Annotated in this window: 17 protein-coding genes; 10 read left to right on the plus strand and 7 right to left on the minus strand. The window is 61.1% G+C overall.

The annotated features are described in order from the left end of the window. Positions 1-1,135: 1,135 nt before the first annotated feature. Complete coding sequence (locus QNH97_RS08265; protein WP_283556393.1) at positions 1,136-1,444, plus strand: class I SAM-dependent methyltransferase; 309 nt, start codon at positions 1,136-1,138, stop codon at positions 1,442-1,444. A gap of 35 nt (positions 1,445-1,479) precedes the next feature. On the opposite strand, the gene greB is transcribed toward QNH97_RS08265, so the two are convergent. Genes greB through QNH97_RS08280 form a run of 3 tightly spaced genes read right to left on the minus strand, consistent with a single transcriptional unit; the run spans position 1,480 to position 5,199 of the window. Further along, positions 1,480-1,977, minus strand: coding sequence for a transcription elongation factor GreB (greB, locus tag QNH97_RS08270; protein ID WP_123342075.1), 498 nt, complete (start codon positions 1,975-1,977; stop codon positions 1,480-1,482). A 34-nt stretch (positions 1,978-2,011) separates the two neighbouring features. Continuing rightward, positions 2,012-4,516, minus strand: coding sequence for an ABC transporter permease (locus QNH97_RS08275; protein ID WP_283556394.1), 2,505 nt, complete (start codon positions 4,514-4,516; stop codon positions 2,012-2,014). Next, on the minus strand, positions 4,516-5,199 hold the full coding sequence (locus QNH97_RS08280; RefSeq protein WP_283556395.1) for an ABC transporter ATP-binding protein: 684 nt from the start codon (positions 5,197-5,199) through the stop codon (positions 4,516-4,518). Before QNH97_RS08280 ends, QNH97_RS08275 begins: the two co-directional genes overlap by 1 nt. 10 nt (positions 5,200-5,209) lie before the next feature. Here QNH97_RS08280 and QNH97_RS08285 point away from each other — a divergent pair, with 10 nt between their 5' ends. The 3 genes from QNH97_RS08285 to QNH97_RS08295 all read left to right on the plus strand — a co-directional run bounded on the left by QNH97_RS08285 (position 5,210) and on the right by QNH97_RS08295 (position 7,379). Next, on the plus strand, positions 5,210-5,815 hold the full coding sequence (locus tag QNH97_RS08285; RefSeq protein ID WP_283556396.1) for an arylesterase: 606 nt from the start codon (positions 5,210-5,212) through the stop codon (positions 5,813-5,815). Between the two features lie 56 nt (positions 5,816-5,871). Further along, a complete protein-coding gene (locus tag QNH97_RS08290; RefSeq protein WP_003183788.1) occupies positions 5,872-6,165 on the plus strand; it encodes a hypothetical protein in 294 nt (97 codons plus the stop codon). 242 nt (positions 6,166-6,407) lie between these two features. Then, positions 6,408-7,379, plus strand: coding sequence for a L,D-transpeptidase family protein (locus tag QNH97_RS08295; protein ID WP_283556397.1), 972 nt, complete (start codon positions 6,408-6,410; stop codon positions 7,377-7,379). 123 nt (positions 7,380-7,502) lie between these two features. On the opposite strand, the gene oprI is transcribed toward QNH97_RS08295, so the two are convergent. After that, a complete protein-coding gene (gene oprI / locus QNH97_RS08300; RefSeq protein ID WP_003199355.1) occupies positions 7,503-7,754 on the minus strand; it encodes an outer membrane lipoprotei OprI in 252 nt (83 codons plus the stop codon). A gap of 634 nt (positions 7,755-8,388) precedes the next feature. On the opposite strand from oprI, the gene QNH97_RS08305 reads away from it, so the two are divergent. After that, positions 8,389-8,670 carry a GNAT family N-acetyltransferase gene (locus QNH97_RS08305; RefSeq protein ID WP_003183779.1) on the plus strand — a complete coding sequence of 94 codons (282 nt, stop codon included), beginning with the start codon at positions 8,389-8,391 and terminating at the stop codon, positions 8,668-8,670. Positions 8,671-8,753: 83 nt separating this feature from the next. Here the strand turns inward: QNH97_RS08305 and QNH97_RS08310 are convergent, their stop codons facing one another. Next, complete coding sequence (locus QNH97_RS08310; RefSeq protein ID WP_003183777.1) at positions 8,754-9,830, minus strand: 3-deoxy-7-phosphoheptulonate synthase; 1,077 nt, start codon at positions 9,828-9,830, stop codon at positions 8,754-8,756. Positions 9,831-10,098: 268 nt separating this feature from the next. Between QNH97_RS08310 and QNH97_RS08315 the strand changes: the two genes are divergently transcribed. The 4 genes from QNH97_RS08315 to cysB all read left to right on the plus strand — a co-directional run bounded on the left by QNH97_RS08315 (position 10,099) and on the right by cysB (position 13,661). After that, complete coding sequence (locus QNH97_RS08315) at positions 10,099-11,052, plus strand: putative 2-dehydropantoate 2-reductase (RefSeq protein WP_283556398.1); 954 nt, start codon at positions 10,099-10,101, stop codon at positions 11,050-11,052. Between the two features lie 21 nt (positions 11,053-11,073). Further along, positions 11,074-11,979, plus strand: a complete 906-nt coding sequence (locus QNH97_RS08320; RefSeq protein ID WP_283556399.1) for a 5'-nucleotidase — start codon at positions 11,074-11,076, stop codon at positions 11,977-11,979. A 96-nt stretch (positions 11,980-12,075) separates the two neighbouring features. Next, complete coding sequence (locus tag QNH97_RS08325; protein ID WP_283556400.1) at positions 12,076-12,576, plus strand: universal stress protein; 501 nt, start codon at positions 12,076-12,078, stop codon at positions 12,574-12,576. Positions 12,577-12,686: 110 nt separating this feature from the next. Beyond that, positions 12,687-13,661: an HTH-type transcriptional regulator CysB gene (gene cysB, locus QNH97_RS08330; RefSeq protein ID WP_283556401.1), complete on the plus strand. Its 975-nt coding sequence runs from the start codon at positions 12,687-12,689 to the stop codon at positions 13,659-13,661. A gap of 10 nt (positions 13,662-13,671) precedes the next feature. On the opposite strand, the gene QNH97_RS08335 is transcribed toward cysB, so the two are convergent. Continuing rightward, a complete protein-coding gene (locus QNH97_RS08335) occupies positions 13,672-14,154 on the minus strand; it encodes a GreA/GreB family elongation factor (protein WP_283556402.1) in 483 nt (160 codons plus the stop codon). A 2-nt stretch (positions 14,155-14,156) separates the two neighbouring features. Beyond that, positions 14,157-14,543 carry a hypothetical protein gene (locus QNH97_RS08340; RefSeq protein WP_265035624.1) on the minus strand — a complete coding sequence of 129 codons (387 nt, stop codon included), beginning with the start codon at positions 14,541-14,543 and terminating at the stop codon, positions 14,157-14,159. A gap of 119 nt (positions 14,544-14,662) precedes the next feature. On the opposite strand from QNH97_RS08340, the gene earP reads away from it, so the two are divergent. After that, positions 14,663-15,796, plus strand: coding sequence for an elongation factor P maturation arginine rhamnosyltransferase EarP (gene earP, locus QNH97_RS08345; RefSeq protein WP_283556403.1), 1,134 nt, complete (start codon positions 14,663-14,665; stop codon positions 15,794-15,796). Positions 15,797-15,820 lie beyond the last annotated feature (24 nt).

Raw genomic sequence — 15,820 nt, forward strand, 5'->3', positions numbered from 1 at the left:
GGGTTTTTATAGTGTGTGTATATCCGTTGCTGCGGTAACGGCTACTTAGGGTTCCGCCCTGACGGCGGGTCACTTTCGAAAAGCGCGAAAGTAACCAAAGCGCTTTTGCCCCACCACTCGGTGCCTCGCCTAGGCTCGGCATGCCCTCACTCCGGCATTGCTCCGTGGGCCGCCGCGAAGGACCATCCATGGTCCAGCGCGGCTACCTCGGCATCCATGCCGAGGTGCCCACTGCGCAATACCTACGTTCGGCCATCGTGGTTAACGGGGCGCCGAGATCAACGTCCGCCGCGAGGCGGCCTTATAGCCGACCTGGTTTGGGGTAGGACCGCGTTTCTCCTGTGGGAGCGAGCTTGCTCGCGAAGAGGCCGGAGCATTCAACATCTTCATTGACTGAGCCATCGCCATCCCGAGCAAGCTCCCACAAGGGGATCGGAGTACAGTCGCAAGAAACAGGTCGGCTGTCAGGCCGCCTTCGCGAGCAAGCTCGCTCCCACAGTTGGAGCGGAGTACGACCGGAAGAGCCAGGTCGGCTCTCAGGCCGCCTCGGGGTGGACGTTGATCTCGGCGCCCCATTAACCACGCTGGCCGAACGCAGGCATTGCGCAGTGGGCAACCCGGCATGGATGCCGGGTTAGCCGCGCTGGACCATGGATGGTCCTTCGCGGCGGCCCACGGAGCAATGCCGGAGTGAGGGCATGCCGAGCCTAGGCGAGGCACCGAGTGGTGGGGCAAAAGCGTTTTGCTTACTTTTGCGCTTCTCAAAGTGAGCCGCCGTCAGGGCGGAACCCTAAGTAGCCGTTACCGAAGAAACGGATATACACACCAACTATAAAATCCCACCCCAGAAAGACAAGCCCAAAAAACGCCCCCTCAGGAAAGAAGCACCGTCTTCTTAAGTGACATTGCCGTCATGTACAGGCCTTTTTAATGAGCGCCGATTCTTGACACTGGCCAGTCAGCTTCTCTAGGATGCCGCTCATGCGCCGATTTAAACAGCTACTTGCGGGGCGCCAGGTGACTCATCCAGTTGCCGACAGAAGCCGGAAAGCCAGGCTTCGAAATACCGCTAAAGCGCTGGTTCGGTGTTGCCTCTCACCTGCCATGCAGACTTTTGAGGCAGAGACACGACACGATGAACGCACCCAGCCCCCTTGTACGTCTAGCGCCGATCACGGCGAACCTTCTGCAACGCAATCCAAAAATTCTCCTGGGCGGTACCCACCAGCCAACGCTGTTGCGTTATCTCGACGGCTGGCCGCGACGTAGCCACGGGCCTGCGGCTTTCCTGATCCAGTTTGTCGAAGACGGTGAGTCCCTGGCACGTTTTGCCAACGACAGTTTCGACCTGGCTGTCATCCAGTCCCCAAGTGCGGCCGACGCGCCTGAAATGATCCGGCAACTGACCCGTGTCGCGCGGCAGGGATTGATCACCCGTCGTTGAGATGTCCAGGTTGGCTGCAAGCCGAAGGCGTCGGATTACGGGTAAGCAATGTCCACGATGTAGACCCGTTTCTCTCCTGTTGGCGTCTGGACGCTGACTTCGGCGTCCAGGGCCTTGCCGATCAGTGCCCGCGCCAACGGTGAATCGATACTGATCAGGTTCTGTTTCAAATCCAGCTCGTCCGGACCGACGATGCGATAGCGCGCTTCTTTGCCATCTTCATCTTCGACAGTGACCCAGGCGCCGAAATACACCTTGTTGGGATCACTGGGTTTTTCGCTGACGACCTTAAGCGCCTCAAGGCGTTTGGTGAGGAAGCGCACGCGGCTGTCGATTTCCCGCAGCATTTTCTTGCCGTAGGTGTATTCGGCATTTTCCGAACGATCACCCTGGGCTGCCGCTTCGCTGACCGACTGGGTCACTTGAGGACGGCGCACATGCCACAGTTCATGGAATTCGGCGCGCATCCGCGCTTCACCCTCGGGGGTGATCAGCGCGGTGCCGGCGGTGCGGGGTGGACGATAGCGGCTCATGGCAACTTCTTGTCAGGGTGAAGCCGGAAGTCTATCAACCCTCGCGCAATACTGTCAGTGGACTGGCATTGAGCGCACGACGGGTGCCAAACACGCCGGCCGTGCCGATCAACAATGCGCCCACCAAAGGCAGCACCAGCAGCCATGGGTGCGGATGCCAGGGCAGGTCGAAGGCATAACGGTAAAGCACCAGGCTCACCAGTTCCGAACCGAGGGCCGCGAGCAGGCCGCTGACCGCACCCAGCAAGCCGAACTCGATGCGCCGGGCCTTGACCAGCAGTGGCCGTTCGGCGCCCAGGGCTCGCAGCAACGCGCCTTGGCGAATCCGTTCGTCGAGGGTGGCCTGCAAGCCAGAGAACAGCACGGCCATCCCGGCCGCCAGGACAAATAGCAACACATACTCCACGGCCAGGGTCACCTGGGCCAGGATGCTGCGCAGTTGTTCAAGCAGGGCTTCGACCTGCAGGATCGTCACCGCCGGGAAGGACCGGGACAGGTCGACAATCTGTTGGTCGTGGCCGGCTGCCAGATAGAAGCTGGTGAGATAGGTGGCTGGCAGGTCCTTCAGCGTGCCGGGCTGGAAGATCATGAAGAAGTTGGGCTGGAAGTTGTCCCAGTTGATCTCCCGCAGGCTGGTGACCTTCGCTTCACGGTTGACACCGCCCACGCTGAACACCAGGCGGTCGCCCAATTTCATCTTGAGGTTGTCGGCGACTTTGCCTTCCACCGAAACCCCCGGGATATCGTCCGGTGGCTGCTGCGGCCACCAGGCTCCGGCTGTAACGACGTTACCCGCTGGCAGGTCGGCGGCCCAGGTCAGGCTCAGGTCGCGCTGCAGCGCCCGATCACCGGCCGAGTCCTTGGTGACAAACTCCTTGGCCGGTTCGCCGTTGATGCTGATGAGTCGCCCCGGTACCACGGGGTAGAGCGGCGCCGATTGGGCCGACAGCGCGAGCAACTTGTCGGTGAAGGCCTGCTTGTCGTTGGGCAGGATGTTCAGGGCGAAATAGTTCGGGGCGTTTTTCGGCAACTGGTTTTGCCAAGTGTCCAGCAACTCGCCGCGCAGCAGCGCGATCAATGCCATGGACAACAGAATCAGGCCGAATGCCAGGGCCTGGCCGGCCGCCGCGAGGGGATGACGCAGCAACTGGCCGAGGCCCAGCCGCCAGGGCAGGGAGGCGCGGGCCAACAGGCGGCGCAGGCTCTGGAGCAGCAACAGCAGCAGGCCGCCGAGCACCAGTGCGGCAATGACGCCGCCACCCAGCAGGGCGAAGGTCAGGACCAGGTCCAGGCTCAGGCGCCACATGATCAGGCCGAGGGCCCCCAGTGCGGCACCGTAGACCACCCAGGTGCTGGAGGGGATCGGCAGCATGTCCCGGCGCAGCACGCGCAACGGCGGTACCCGGCCCAGCGCGGCCAGCGGCGGCAGGGCAAACCCCGCCAACGCCACCAGCCCGGTACCGATCCCGGCTATCGCCGGCAGCAGGCCTCCCGGCGGTACGGTGGTGGGCAGGAGGTCATGCAGCAGTGCGAACAATCCCAGTTGGGCGATCCAGCCGAGCAGGGCGCCACTGATGCTGGCCAGCAGGCCCAGCACCGTCAATTGCAGGCTGAACAGCACCATGGTTTCCCGGCGTGACAGGCCCAGGCAGCGCAGCAGGGCGCTGGCATCGAAACGTCGGGTGGCAAAGCGATTGGCCGAGAGTGCGACGGCGACGCCGGACAGCAGCACAGCCACCAGGCTGGCCATGTTCAGGTAGCGCTCGGCCTTGCCCAGGGCTCCACCGATCTGCCGGTTGCCGTCGCGGGCATCCTGCAGGCGCTGATTGGCCTCCAGGCCCGGCTTGACGAGGTCGCGGTAGGTTTGCAGGGCTGGCGCCGGGCCGCGCCACAGGTCGCGATAACTGACGCGACTGCCGGGCTGCACCACGCCGGTGGCGTCCAGGTCCTTGAGGTTGATCATGACCCGGGGCGTAAGGCTGTAGAAGTTGCCGGCGCGATCCGGCTCGTAGGTCAAGACTCGGCTCAGGCGCAGGGTCTTGTTGCCTACGTCGATGCTGTCGCCGATTTTCAGGTCCAGTGCTGTCAGCAGCCGGGCTTCGACCCAGGCCTCGCCAGGGTTCGGTCGTCCGCCAGTTTCTTCCGGCGCGAATGGGGCTGGGGCGCTTTTCAGCTCGCCGCGCAATGGGTAGATGTCATCGGCGGCCTTGACGCTGGAAAGCTGGATGCCATTGTCGGTGGCGACGACGCTGGAAAACTCCACCACCCGGGCATGTTCCAGGCCCAGCTCGGTGCCACTGCGGATTTGTTCGGGACGGGCGGGCGAGCTGCCTTCGAGCAACAGGTCGGCGCCGAGGAATTCGGTGGCGCGCAGCATCATCGCACCGTTGAGACGAGCGCCGAAGTAACCGATGGCGGTACTCGCTGCCACCGCCACCAGGAGGGCGAAGAACAACACGCGCAACTCGCCGGCGCGGGCATCGCGCAGCAATTGGCGGACAGCGAGACTGAACAGGCGCAACAGCGGCAAACGTGCCATCAAGGCTCCAGTGGCGCGACCATCTGGCCGGCTTCAAGTCGGATCAGGCGCCGGCAGCGATGGGCCAGGCGTTCATCATGGGTGACCAGCACCAGGGTCGTGCCGCTTTCCTTGTTCAGTTCGAACAGAAGATCGCTGATGCGCTCGCCGGTGTGGCTGTCGAGGTTGCCGGTGGGTTCGTCGGCAAACAGCACATCAGGCTCGGCGGCAAACGCCCGGGCAATCGCCACGCGTTGCTGCTCGCCGCCGGAGAGCTGGCGAGGCGAGTGGGTCAGGCGCTGGCCCAGGCCGACCCGCTGCAGCAGTTCCGTGGCGCGTTCGCGGGCATCCTTGCGGCCGTCCAGCTCCAGCGGCAGCATGACGTTCTCCAGGGCGTTGAGACTGTCGAGCAATTGGAATGACTGGAAAACAAAACCGACATGCTCGGCGCGAATCCGCGCCCGCTGGTCTTCATCCAGCGTGCTGAGGGCTTGGCCGGCGAGCGTCACTTCGCCGCTGCTCGGCAGGTCGAGGCCCGCCAGCAAGCCCAGGAGCGTGGATTTGCCGGAACCGGACGCGCCGACGATGGCCAGGCTATCGCCCTTGTTCAGTTCCAGGCTGAGTTCGTGCAGGATAGTCAGTTCACCTTCCGCGCTGGGAACCACTTTGCTAAGGTCCTTCGCGGTGAGAATGCTTGAGCCCATGGAGAATCCGATGCGTGTGTGGTTTTTGAGTGCCGGCCTGGCCTTGATGTGCATGGCCCAGAACGCAGCGGCGGGTACGGTCCTGATCGTTGGCGATAGTATCAGCGCGGCTTTCGGCCTGGATACCCGGCAAGGTTGGGTAGCGTTGCTCGAACAACGGCTCAAGGCCGAGGGTTTCGACGATAAAGTGGTCAATGCTTCCATCAGTGGCGACACCAGCTCGGGAGGCCAGGCGCGCCTGCCAGCGCTGCTTGCAGCCCATAAGCCGGACCTGGTGATCCTCGAACTGGGTGGCAACGACGGCTTGCGCGGACAGCCGCCAACACAATTGCAACAAAACCTTGCAGCGATGATCGACAGCTCCCGCGCCAGCGGTGCCAAGGTATTGTTGCTGGGCATGCAACTGCCGCCCAATTACGGGCGCCGGTACACCGATGCCTTCGCCCAGGTCTACAGCACCCTGGCCGAGGAGAAAAAAGTGCCGCTGGTGCCGTTTTTCCTCAAGGACATCGGGGGTGTTCCCGGGATGATGCAGGGTGACGGACTGCACCCGTCCGTCGCGGCCCAAGGCAAGTTGCTGGAAAATGTCTGGCCGACGCTGAAACCGCTGCTTTGACGCTTTTCTACAGGCGGGCTTTCGGCTAATGTGGCGCCCCCGATTTGGAGCCCCCGATGCCGCGTCCCGCCTGGTCCCTGTTTGCCTACCAACTGATCGAGCCTGACGAACAGCTGGACCTGTTCGCCTGCCAGGAAGTGCGGGTACATCTGGTGACTCGGCAGCTGGAGCTCGGCGGCTCGGCCGACCGGACCCTCTGCGGCAGCCTGTTACCGGCTCAGCCGCGCTGGTCGGGGGTTGATCGCAAGATATTCCAGGATCATCGCCTCTGTTCATTATGCCGGGCGATCCTGGAGTCCCAGAAACGCGGCACCTCGCCGATCTGGCCTGAGCTGCGGTTCGAATTGTAATCTTCAGGTTCCAGGCAGGCCCTTTGTGGGAGCGAGCTTGCTCGCGATGATGGCGGCACATTCAACATCGGTGCCGGCTGCCCACCGCTATCGCGAGCCAGCTCGCTCCCACAGGGGTTCTTGCAAAGCCCCCTGAGCTGCTGCACATCGGACGCTTGATTGCCGCTCTCCCCGAAATAACAGGTGGCGGTGTACAATCGCCGTTCAACTACCCCTCTGTTCGATCTGCGAAGGATTCCTGGATGTTGCCGCGCTTGCCTGCCGTCACCCGCTGCTTGTCTCTTGCCGCCCTGTGTATGGCTGGCCCCGTTGCGGCATTGGAGTTGCCCCTGCCACCGCCAGGTGAAGACATCATTGGCCAGGTGCAGGTCATCAAGGCCAAATACGAAGACACTTTCGCCGACCTGGGCACGACCTACGACCTGGGCTACACCGAGATGGTCGCCGCCAACCCTGGGGTCGATCCCTGGTTGCCGGGCGCAGGCACCGAGATCGTGCTGCCGACCCGTTTCATTCTGCCCCCGGGTCCGCGCGAGGGCATCGTGATCAACCTCGCTGAATACCGTCTCTACTACTTCCCCAAAGGCCGCAACGTGGTCTACACCTTCCCACTGGGGATCGGGCGGGAAGGCTGGGGATCGCCGATCGCCCACACCAGCATCATCGCCAAGACCCCGAACCCGACCTGGACCCCGCCAGCCTCGATCAAGGCCGAGCATGCCGCCGACGGTGACCCGTTGCCGAATGTGGTGCCGGCCGGTCCCGACAACCCGCTGGGTCCGTTCAAGTTCACCTTGGGCACCCCGGGCTACCTGATTCATGGTTCGAACAAAAAATTTGGCATCGGCATGCGCACCAGCCATGGTTGCTTCCGGATGTTCAATAACAACGTCCTGGAAATGGCCGGCATGGTGCCGGTGGGCACCTCGGTGCGGATCATCAACGACCCGTACAAGCTGGGTTTGAGCGGCGGCAAGGTTTACCTGGAAGCCCATACACCGGTGGACGACAAGGGCAACCCGTCGGTGGTGGACAAGCATACTGCGGTGATCAACGCGATGCTCAAGCGTGAAGACATTACCAGCAACCAGCGCATGGACTGGGATGTGGTGCGTGATGTGGTGGCTGCCGAAGACGGGCTGCCGGTCGAGATCGCCGTTCCGAGTACTTCGGCACCGATGGTATCGAGCGCGCCGATCGACCTTCAGCAATAAAGATCCACTAGAACCCGCCGATGTTTCGCGACGTCGGCGGGTTTTTTATCGCCTGGGAAAATCCCGGGCAAAAAAAAAGCCGACCCAAAAATGGGTCGGCTCGATAACAATCCCGAAGGACTATTACTTGCGGCTAGCTTTGTCCAGCATGCGCAGAGCACGCTCGTTAGCTTCGTCAGCAGTCTGTTGTGCTTTTTGAGCAGCAGCCAGAGCTTCATCAGCTTTACGGTAAGCTTCGTCTGCACGAGCCTGGGAGCGAGCTGCTGCGTCTTCGGTAGCAGTCAGGCGTGCTTCGGTTTCTTTAGATGCGCTGCTGCAACCGGTAGCCAGAACTGCGGCCAGGGCCAAAGCAGAGAATTTCAGAACGTTGTTCATCGTGTTCCCCTTCAAGGACTTTCTATTAGTGACTGTCTCCTCAGACTGAGGAGTTAGCCGGCGTACATACTACCCATTACTTGTAGTAAGTAAACTGACGTAGCGCAAGAAGCAAAAAAATTGTAGGCGGTGATTCTTTTTCGAGCAACTTTTCCGAGCGTTGTTTAAAAAATATACAGCCTTGAGCCCATGACTGGAGCGCGCCGGCGAAGAAAAGTTCCGCTCGCAGGAGAACACTTCCGGCCAGCGCTAACGTCGTTGTTTATTGATTCACCTACACTTTTGTACAAATTTTGCTCAACACCTCCGGCATCTTTATTGGTTGTTGCGGTGACTTTAATAACGCGCGCTCGTCTCAAGACTCAACAACTGGCGATGTTCAGCTATTGCGCCTTGGCCGACTAGCGCGCGACCGTGGCGCTCAATCGATAAACCCGACAGGCTTTTCCCCTTCAATGACGGGCGTGCCTTGAGCATTTGCGTCATTGGTGCCTACTATTCACGACGTGCTCGGGTTTGAGCGGTTGGGTTTTTGCCCCCGGTGACCAGACAGGCACGGGGTGGCGTAGATGTTCCTTCGCCGGAAAAACATCGGTAAGGTAGGGGTCAGCATTCAGACCCGCGAGGAGTAGTGATGAGCGAGGCGTTGTCCATCCACCATGACCAGGCTGGTCATCAGTTCGAGACCAATGTGGACGGTCATCGTGCCTATCTGACCTATATGGACCTGGGTAAACAGACCCTGGATATCTATCGCACCTTCGTCCCCAACGCTTTGCGCGGCCGGGGTATTGCGGCGGCGTTGACCGAAAGGGCGTTGCAGTACGCCGAAGAAATGGGCTACACGGTGATCCCATCCTGCTCCTACGTGGAGCGCTACATGGAGCGTCACCAGCGGCACGCGGCGAAGCTCTGAGACAACGGATTCCATAAAAAACGCCGGGCTGAAAAGCCCGGCGTTTTTTTATGCGTTGCTTTTTATGTGTTGAAGCAGGCCGATCAGCTGCGCTGGCGCTTTGGCAGCACATCCTTGAGTTTGGCGTGCATGCTGCGCAGGGTGTTCTCGGTCGCGCTCCAGTCGATGCAGGCATCGGTGATGGAGACGCCGTACTGCAAGTCGGCGAGGTCTTTGGGGATCGCCTGGCAGCCCCAGTTCAGATGACTTTCGACCATCAGGCCGATAATCGACTGGTTGCCTTCCAGGATCTGGTTGGCCACGTTCTCCATGACCAGGGGTTGCAGCGCCGGATCCTTGTTGGAGTTGGCGTGGCTGCAGTCGACCATGATGTTCGGCTTGATCTTCGCCTTGTTGAGCGCCTGTTCACACAGGGCGACGCTCACCGAGTCGTAGTTTGGCTTGCCGTTGCCACCGCGCAGCACTACGTGACCGTAGGCGTTGCCCTTGGTGGTGACGATCGACACGCCACCTTCCTGGTTGATGCCCAGGAAGCGGTGAGGGCTGGAAACCGACTGCAAGGCATTGATCGCCACAGTGAGGCCGCCATCGGTGCCGTTCTTGAAACCGACGGCCGAGGACAAGCCGGAAGCCATCTCGCGGTGGGTCTGGGATTCGGTGGTGCGCGCGCCGATGGCCGACCAGCTGATCAGGTCCTGCAAGTATTGCGGGGAGATCGGGTCCAGGGCTTCGGTGGCGGTCGGCAGGCCCATTTCGGCCAGGTCCAGCAGCAATTGACGACCGATGTGCAAGCCATCCTGGATCTTGAAGGAGTCGTCCAGGTACGGATCGTTGATCAGGCCTTTCCAGCCGACCGTGGTCCGGGGCTTCTCGAAATACACCCGCATGACCAGGTACAAGGTGTCCGAAACTTCCGCCGCCAGCACCTTCAGGCGCTCGGCATACTCGTGGGCGGCCTTGATGTCATGGATCGAGCAGGGCCCGATGACCACGAACAGGCGATGGTCGGTGCCGTCGAGAATGTTGCGGATGACTTCCCGGCCCTTGGTCACGGTGCGCAGGGCAGCGTCGCTCAGGGGAATATCGCGCTTGAGCTGGTCAGGCGTGATGAGGGTCTCGTTGGAGGCGACGTTTAGGTCATTGATCGGTAAATCAGCCATCGTGTTACTCGTCAGGTCACGGGTGCCGGCCGCCAGCGATCCCCGCGCGGCGGTGCACAGCGGATTTTAAGCGCGTCGGGGAGCCGAACCTTATCGCGTTACGAGGCTGCTCGACAATGGGCTGGCACCGGTTTAATGCCCTATCGGCTGGGGAAAAGCCCTGAATGCCGGGTCAGCAACAGATTCATGAGCGGATGTAATGAAGATTGCATGCCTTACCGCTCACGCCGATAGTGTGCAGGGACCGTTTACCAGGGGAGTTGCAAAGATGCAGGCAGGCGTTAAACCGCGGATCGGGATGATCGGCACCGGGGCGATTGGGGGGTTCTACGGCGTGATGCTGGCACGCGCCGGTTTTGACGTGCACTTCTTATTGCGCAGCGAATTTGGCGCCGTGGCCGAAGGTGGCTTGCGGGTCGACAGCGCGGTTCATGGCCCGCTGACCCTCAAACCGGTGCAGGCCTATCGCTCAGCGGCCGACATGCCGCCCTGCGACTGGCTGTTGGTCGGCGCCAAGACCACCAGCAATGCCGATCTCGCCCCGTCCATCACTCAGGCGGCAGCTGACGGTGCAAAAGTCCTGTTGCTGCAGAATGGCCTGGATGTCGAAGACGATCTTCGGCCATTGCTGCCTGATTCGCTGCATTTGTTGGGCGGCCTGTGCCTGATCTGCGTGCATCGTGCCAGTCCCGGCGTCGTCGCTCACCAGGCCCTCGGTTCAGTCAACCTCGGCTATCACAGTGGTCCTTGCCACGATCAGGCTGAGCGCATGGCGATTGTCGAGGCCGGGGCGCAATTGTTCCGTGCTGCCGGTCTTGAATCCCAGGCCATGCCCGACCTGCAACAGGCCCGTTGGCAGAAACTGGTGTGGAACGTGCCGTACAACGGCCTTTCGGTTTTGCTGGGGGCCAGTACCACGCCGTTGATGGCCGACGGGCACAGCCGCGGATTGATCCAGGCGTTGATGGGGGAAGTGGTGCGCGGCGCCCAGGCCTGCGGCCACCACATCGCGCCGGGCTATGCCGAATACCTGTTCGCGATGACTGAAAAGATGCCCGACTACTGGCCGAGCATGTACCACGACTATTCCCACAAGCGGGCACTGGAGCTGGAGGCGATCTACCACCGGCCATTGGCGGCGGCAAAACTGGCGGGGTGTGAGCTGCCGAAAATCGAAGCCTTGTATCAGGCGTTGGCGTTTATGGACCGACGCAACCGCTGATCGGGCAAAAGGGGGAGTGACATGGCAAACAACATCGACGACAAACTGGTGCTGGCGATTTCGTCGCGAGCGTTGTTCGACTTGAGTGAAAGTCACAAGGTGTACCTGTCGAGCGGCGTCGAGGCCTATCGGCAATACCAGATCGAGCATGAAGACGAGGTCCTTGAGCCTGGGGACGCCTTCGCCCTCGTGCAAAAACTGCTGAGCCTCAACGAACATCTGGGGCGTGCCCGGGTCGAGGTGATCCTCGTCTCGCGTAACAGCGCCGACACCGGCCTGCGGGTGTTCAACTCGATTCACCATTATGGCCTGGCGATCTCCCGTGCAGCGTTTGCTGGCGGACGCAGTCCTTACCCTTACCTCAAGGCGTTCGGTTGTGATCTGTTTTTGTCCACTCATGCCGAAGACGTGCGCAGCGCCCTGGACGCCGGATTTGCCGCGGCGACCATTCTGTCGGGTGGCGCCAACCGCGCGGCCAGCGAGGAACTGCGCATTGCCTTCGACGGCGATGCGGTGCTGTTTTCCGATGAGTCGGAGCGCATCTATCAGGCCGGTGGTCTGGAGGCGTTCCAGGCCAGTGAGCGCCAATCCGCCCGCGAGCCGCTGCGAGGTGGGCCGTTCAAGGGCTTCCTGGCGGCGCTCAATGCGCTGCAACGCGAGTTTCCCGAGGATGCCTGCCCGATCCGCACGGCGCTGGTCACCGCCCGCTCGGCGCCGGCTCACGAACGGGTCATCCGCACGCTGCGCGAGTGGGACATTCGTCTGGACGAGTCGTTGTTTCTGGGCGGCCTGACCAAATCGGCGTTCCTCGAGGCCTTCGCCGCCGACGTGTTTTTCGACGATCAGACCGGCCACTGCGAACTGGCCCGCGAGGTCGTCGCCACCGGGCACGTGCCCCACGGCATCAGTAACGAGGTGAAGCTCTAACTGCCCTTTGTTCAGGGCGTTACGCCGCACGTCGCGCTCTTCAAGGCACTGCTAAGCTGAATCAATCTCCGCCATCTTGGCACACGAGGAGGTCACATGATTCGTTCGATGCTGTACGCCACAGACTTGGGACTGTATGCCCCCTATGTGATGCAGCATGCCTTGGCGCTGGCACGGACGTTCGAAGCCGAGTTGTATGTGGTGCATGCGGTTGAACCGATGGGGCTGTTCGCCGAGTCGGTGTTGCAAAGCTATCTCGACGAGCAGGCGCTGAACGAATTTCATCGCCAGGGTCTGAATACGGTGATGGCCAGTATCGAACAGCGGGTGCTCGACAGTTTTCGAGAGGAGTTGGGGGAGGGGCAGCAGGACTTGAAGCTGATCAAGTCGGTAAGGGTATACCAGGGCGATCCGGCCCAGGTCATTCTCGAACAGGCTGCGAAACTCTCCGTCGATTTGCTGATCGTAGGGAGTCATTGCCAGGGGGCAAGCGGTGAAACCCCCTTGGGAAGGACCGCCGCACGGGTATTGCAGTTATCCCGGGTGCCGGTCTACCTGGTGCCGTTGGTTCAGCGCCGACGGCAGGGAGAGGCTTGAGGCTAAATAATGGCTTTTCATAAAAAGTTCTAGATTTATCAGGCTAACCATTCATATAGTTATATACCGTCGCTGATGCCCGTGGCGTCCAACTGCTTTGAGGGATACATATGAAGCTTCAACAACTGCGCTACATCTGGGAAGTGGCGCACCACGACCTCAACGTTTCCGCTACTGCCCAAAGCCTCTACACCTCACAGCCTGGCATCAGTAAGCAGATCCGCCTGCTGGAAGACGAATTGGGCGTCGAAGTCTTCGCCCGCAGCGGCAAGCACCTGACCCGCGTGACCCCGGCCGGTGAGCGCATCATCACCACGGCTGGCGAGATCCTGCGCAAGGTCGAAAGCATCAAGCAGATCGCCCAGGAGTTCTCCAACGAGAAAAAAGGCACCCTGTCGATTGCCACGACCCACACCCAAGCCCGTTACGCGTTGCCTCCGGTGATCAGCAGCTTCATCAAGCAATACCCGGACGTGGCGCTGCACATGCACCAGGGTTCGCCGATGCAGATCGCCGAAATGGCGGCCGACGGCACCGTGGACTTCGCCATTGCCACCGAGGCCCTGGAGTTGTTCGGTGATCTGGTGATGATGCCGTGCTATCGCTGGAACCGCTGTGTGGTCGTGCCCCAGGGCCACCCGTTGACCAAGCTGCCAAAGCTGACCCTCGAAGCCCTGGCCGAATACCCGATCGTGACATACGTGTTCGGTTTCACTGGCCGTTCGAAACTCGACGAAGCCTTCAGCCATCGCGGCCTGACCCCGAAAGTGGTGTTTACCGCCGCCGACGCCGACGTGATCAAGACCTATGTTCGACTCGGCCTGGGCGTGGGCATCGTGGCGAAGATGGCCGTCGATACCAAGCTCGACGGTGATCTGGTGGTGCTGGATGCCAGCGAGTTGTTCGAGTCCAGCGTGACCAAGATCGGCTTCCGCCGTGGCACCTTCCTGCGGGGGTTCATGTGCGACTTCATTGAGAAGTTCGCGCCGCACCTGACCCGGGAAGTCATGGCCAAGGCCATCCAATGCCACAACAAGCAGGAACTCGAAGAGCTGTTCGACGGTGTCGAACTGCCGGTGCATTAAGCCCCAACCGTTAGATCGCCTCGGTGACAGCGAACTGTTGCCGAGCGCCCGCCACGACGATCTCCACTTCATCCCCCTCGAATTTGCCCAGCAGGCTTCGGCCCAGTGGCGAGCGAGGGGTGATGACCGTGATCGGCTGCCCCACCAGCGAGACCTTCAACCCCGCCGCATCCGGTCCCAGGAATAGCCATTGCTGGCGACCGTCTTCATCTTCCAAGCCAATCAACGTGCCTACCTGAATGCCGCGCTGTTCGTCGTATGGCCTTGGCGTCAGGTTCTGGCAGAGGGCGAGGGCCTGGCGGATTTCCTCCACGCGCCTGGCTTGCCCGGCAGCGAGGTAGGAGGCTTCAAGCCCCAGGGTGTCGTATTTGTTCTCGGCGATGTTTTCTTCGTGGGTCGCGGTTTCGTAGGCGGTCTGCGCGGCGCGCTCGGCAATGTCGAGATCAATCTTGAGCTTGTCGAGAATCAACTGGTGGACGGTCTGTTTGTTCATGATCAGTCGCAGAATTGCAAAACGTTGGCGCGGCTTTTTTCACTGGGCGCGTTCTGGTCCTGTTGCAACCAGAACTGGCACTTGGGGTTGGACTGGTTGCGCGGATTGCTCCGGGCCTGGTCGAGGGCCTGGCGCTGCTCGTTCCTTTGCAGGTTTTGCTGATACTGCTCGAACATCGGCGTCGGCGGTTCCGGGGGCGGTTGCACTGCCGGCGGTTGCGCCAGTTGATGGACAGCAGCGGCGACCGGGGCCAATTGTTCGTTGAACAGGAATCTGGACAGCAGCCAGCCCGTCAACACGATGGCGAGGAATCCCAGCCACAGGCCCAGGGCAATGCTGACGGTCAATTGCAAGGCCGTAAGGCGCGAGGGTGTCGAGTGATCGGGCATGGCTGCTTCCTGGCAGGGGCATGGGAGTGGTGATTGTCGCATGAAGATTAATCGCCGTCGGCTCTTCTGCATCATCGCTTTATTCGGGACAATCGGGCCTTTGCCACAGGGAGTCGAGAATGACCGTGCGCTGGGATATTTTTTGCACCGTCGTCGATAACTTTGGCGACATTGGCGTTACTTGGCGCCTGGCTCGGCAATTGGTGGCCGAGCATCAATGCACGGTGCGGCTGTGGGTCGATGACTTGCGTGCCTTCGAACGGCTGTGTCCAGAAATCGACGTCGCCCTTTGCGAGCAATGGCAGCAGGGCGTGCAAGTGCGCCACTGGCCCCAGGAGTGGCTGCCTACCGAAGCGGCTGATGTCGTGATCGCTGCGTTTGCCTGCCAATTGCCGAGCGCCTATATGGATGCAATGGCCGCGCGCCAGGCCACGCCCTTGTGGATGAACCTCGATTACCTGAGCGCCGAGGATTGGGTGGTCGGGTGCCATGGCTTGCCGTCGGTCAAATATAAGCACGTACAGAAATATTTCTTTTTCCCGGGGTTCCAGGAGGGGACAGGTGGCCTGCTGCGCGAGGCCGGTCTGCTGGAGCGGCGTCGGCAATTTCAACAGGATGTCGAGGCGCAACGAATTTTCCTGCAGGGATTGGGCGTCGATCGGGCGCCAGACGCACGCCTGATCTCGCTGTTTGCCTACGAAAACGCCGGGCTGGCGAGCTGGTTTGACGCAATGGCCACCGATGCCCAGGCGTTTCATGTACTGGTCCCCGAAGGACGGGTGCTGGGGGATGTCGAGCGTTGGCTCGGGGTCGACGGTCTGAAGGCCGGTGCGCTCCATCGACGCGGCGCGTTGACCGTGCAGGTGCTGCCGTTCATCCGGCAGGACCAGTACGATCAGCTGTTATGGTGCTGTGATCTCAATGCCGTGCGGGGCGAAGACTCTTTCGTACGTGCCCAGTGGGCCGGGCGACCGCTCCTTTGGCACATCTACCAGCAGGAAGAAGACGTCCATCTGGAAAAACTCGAGGCATTTCTCAGGCTCTACACCCAAGGGCTTTCGCCGGCGACGGAAAAAGCGATCAGCGGTCTCTGGCGAGCCTGGAATGACGGCCAGGACATGACCGACCACTGGAAAGCGACCTGCCAACAGCCAAAGGAACTGGCCGAACACGCCCAGGCGTGGTGTCTGGAACAGGCCTCGCGACCTGATCTTGCCGCAGCGCTGGTGAAGTTTTATGGAAATTGGCTATGATACGCGGCCTAGATTTTTGTAAAT

The organism is Pseudomonas sp. G2-4, assembly GCF_030064125.1.
Taxonomy (GTDB): domain Bacteria; phylum Pseudomonadota; class Gammaproteobacteria; order Pseudomonadales; family Pseudomonadaceae; genus Aquipseudomonas.

Excerpts from the sequence above, each read along its gene's own strand:
- QNH97_RS08320 (WP_283556399.1), top strand. The coding sequence starts at position 11,074 with ATGGCAAACAACATCGACGACAAACTGGTGCTGGCGATTTCGTCGCGA.
- QNH97_RS08325 (WP_283556400.1), top strand. The coding sequence starts at position 12,076 with ATGATTCGTTCGATGCTGTACGCCACAGACTTGGGACTGTATGCCCCC.
- QNH97_RS08285 (WP_283556396.1), top strand. The coding sequence starts at position 5,210 with ATGCGTGTGTGGTTTTTGAGTGCCGGCCTGGCCTTGATGTGCATGGCC.
- QNH97_RS08305 (WP_003183779.1), top strand. The coding sequence starts at position 8,389 with ATGAGCGAGGCGTTGTCCATCCACCATGACCAGGCTGGTCATCAGTTC.
- oprI (WP_003199355.1), bottom strand. The coding sequence starts at position 7,754 with ATGAACAACGTTCTGAAATTCTCTGCTTTGGCCCTGGCCGCAGTTCTG.
- greB (WP_123342075.1), bottom strand. The coding sequence starts at position 1,977 with ATGAGCCGCTATCGTCCACCCCGCACCGCCGGCACCGCGCTGATCACC.
- QNH97_RS08275 (WP_283556394.1), bottom strand. The coding sequence starts at position 4,516 with ATGGCACGTTTGCCGCTGTTGCGCCTGTTCAGTCTCGCTGTCCGCCAA.
- cysB (WP_283556401.1), top strand. The coding sequence starts at position 12,687 with ATGAAGCTTCAACAACTGCGCTACATCTGGGAAGTGGCGCACCACGAC.
- earP (WP_283556403.1), top strand. The coding sequence starts at position 14,663 with ATGACCGTGCGCTGGGATATTTTTTGCACCGTCGTCGATAACTTTGGC.
- QNH97_RS08315 (WP_283556398.1), top strand. The coding sequence starts at position 10,099 with ATGCAGGCAGGCGTTAAACCGCGGATCGGGATGATCGGCACCGGGGCG.
- QNH97_RS08310 (WP_003183777.1), bottom strand. The coding sequence starts at position 9,830 with ATGGCTGATTTACCGATCAATGACCTAAACGTCGCCTCCAACGAGACC.
- QNH97_RS08340 (WP_265035624.1), bottom strand. The coding sequence starts at position 14,543 with ATGCCCGATCACTCGACACCCTCGCGCCTTACGGCCTTGCAATTGACC.
- QNH97_RS08295 (WP_283556397.1), top strand. The coding sequence starts at position 6,408 with ATGTTGCCGCGCTTGCCTGCCGTCACCCGCTGCTTGTCTCTTGCCGCC.
- QNH97_RS08335 (WP_283556402.1), bottom strand. The coding sequence starts at position 14,154 with ATGAACAAACAGACCGTCCACCAGTTGATTCTCGACAAGCTCAAGATT.
- QNH97_RS08265 (WP_283556393.1), top strand. The coding sequence starts at position 1,136 with ATGAACGCACCCAGCCCCCTTGTACGTCTAGCGCCGATCACGGCGAAC.
- QNH97_RS08280 (WP_283556395.1), bottom strand. The coding sequence starts at position 5,199 with ATGGGCTCAAGCATTCTCACCGCGAAGGACCTTAGCAAAGTGGTTCCC.
- QNH97_RS08290 (WP_003183788.1), top strand. The coding sequence starts at position 5,872 with ATGCCGCGTCCCGCCTGGTCCCTGTTTGCCTACCAACTGATCGAGCCT.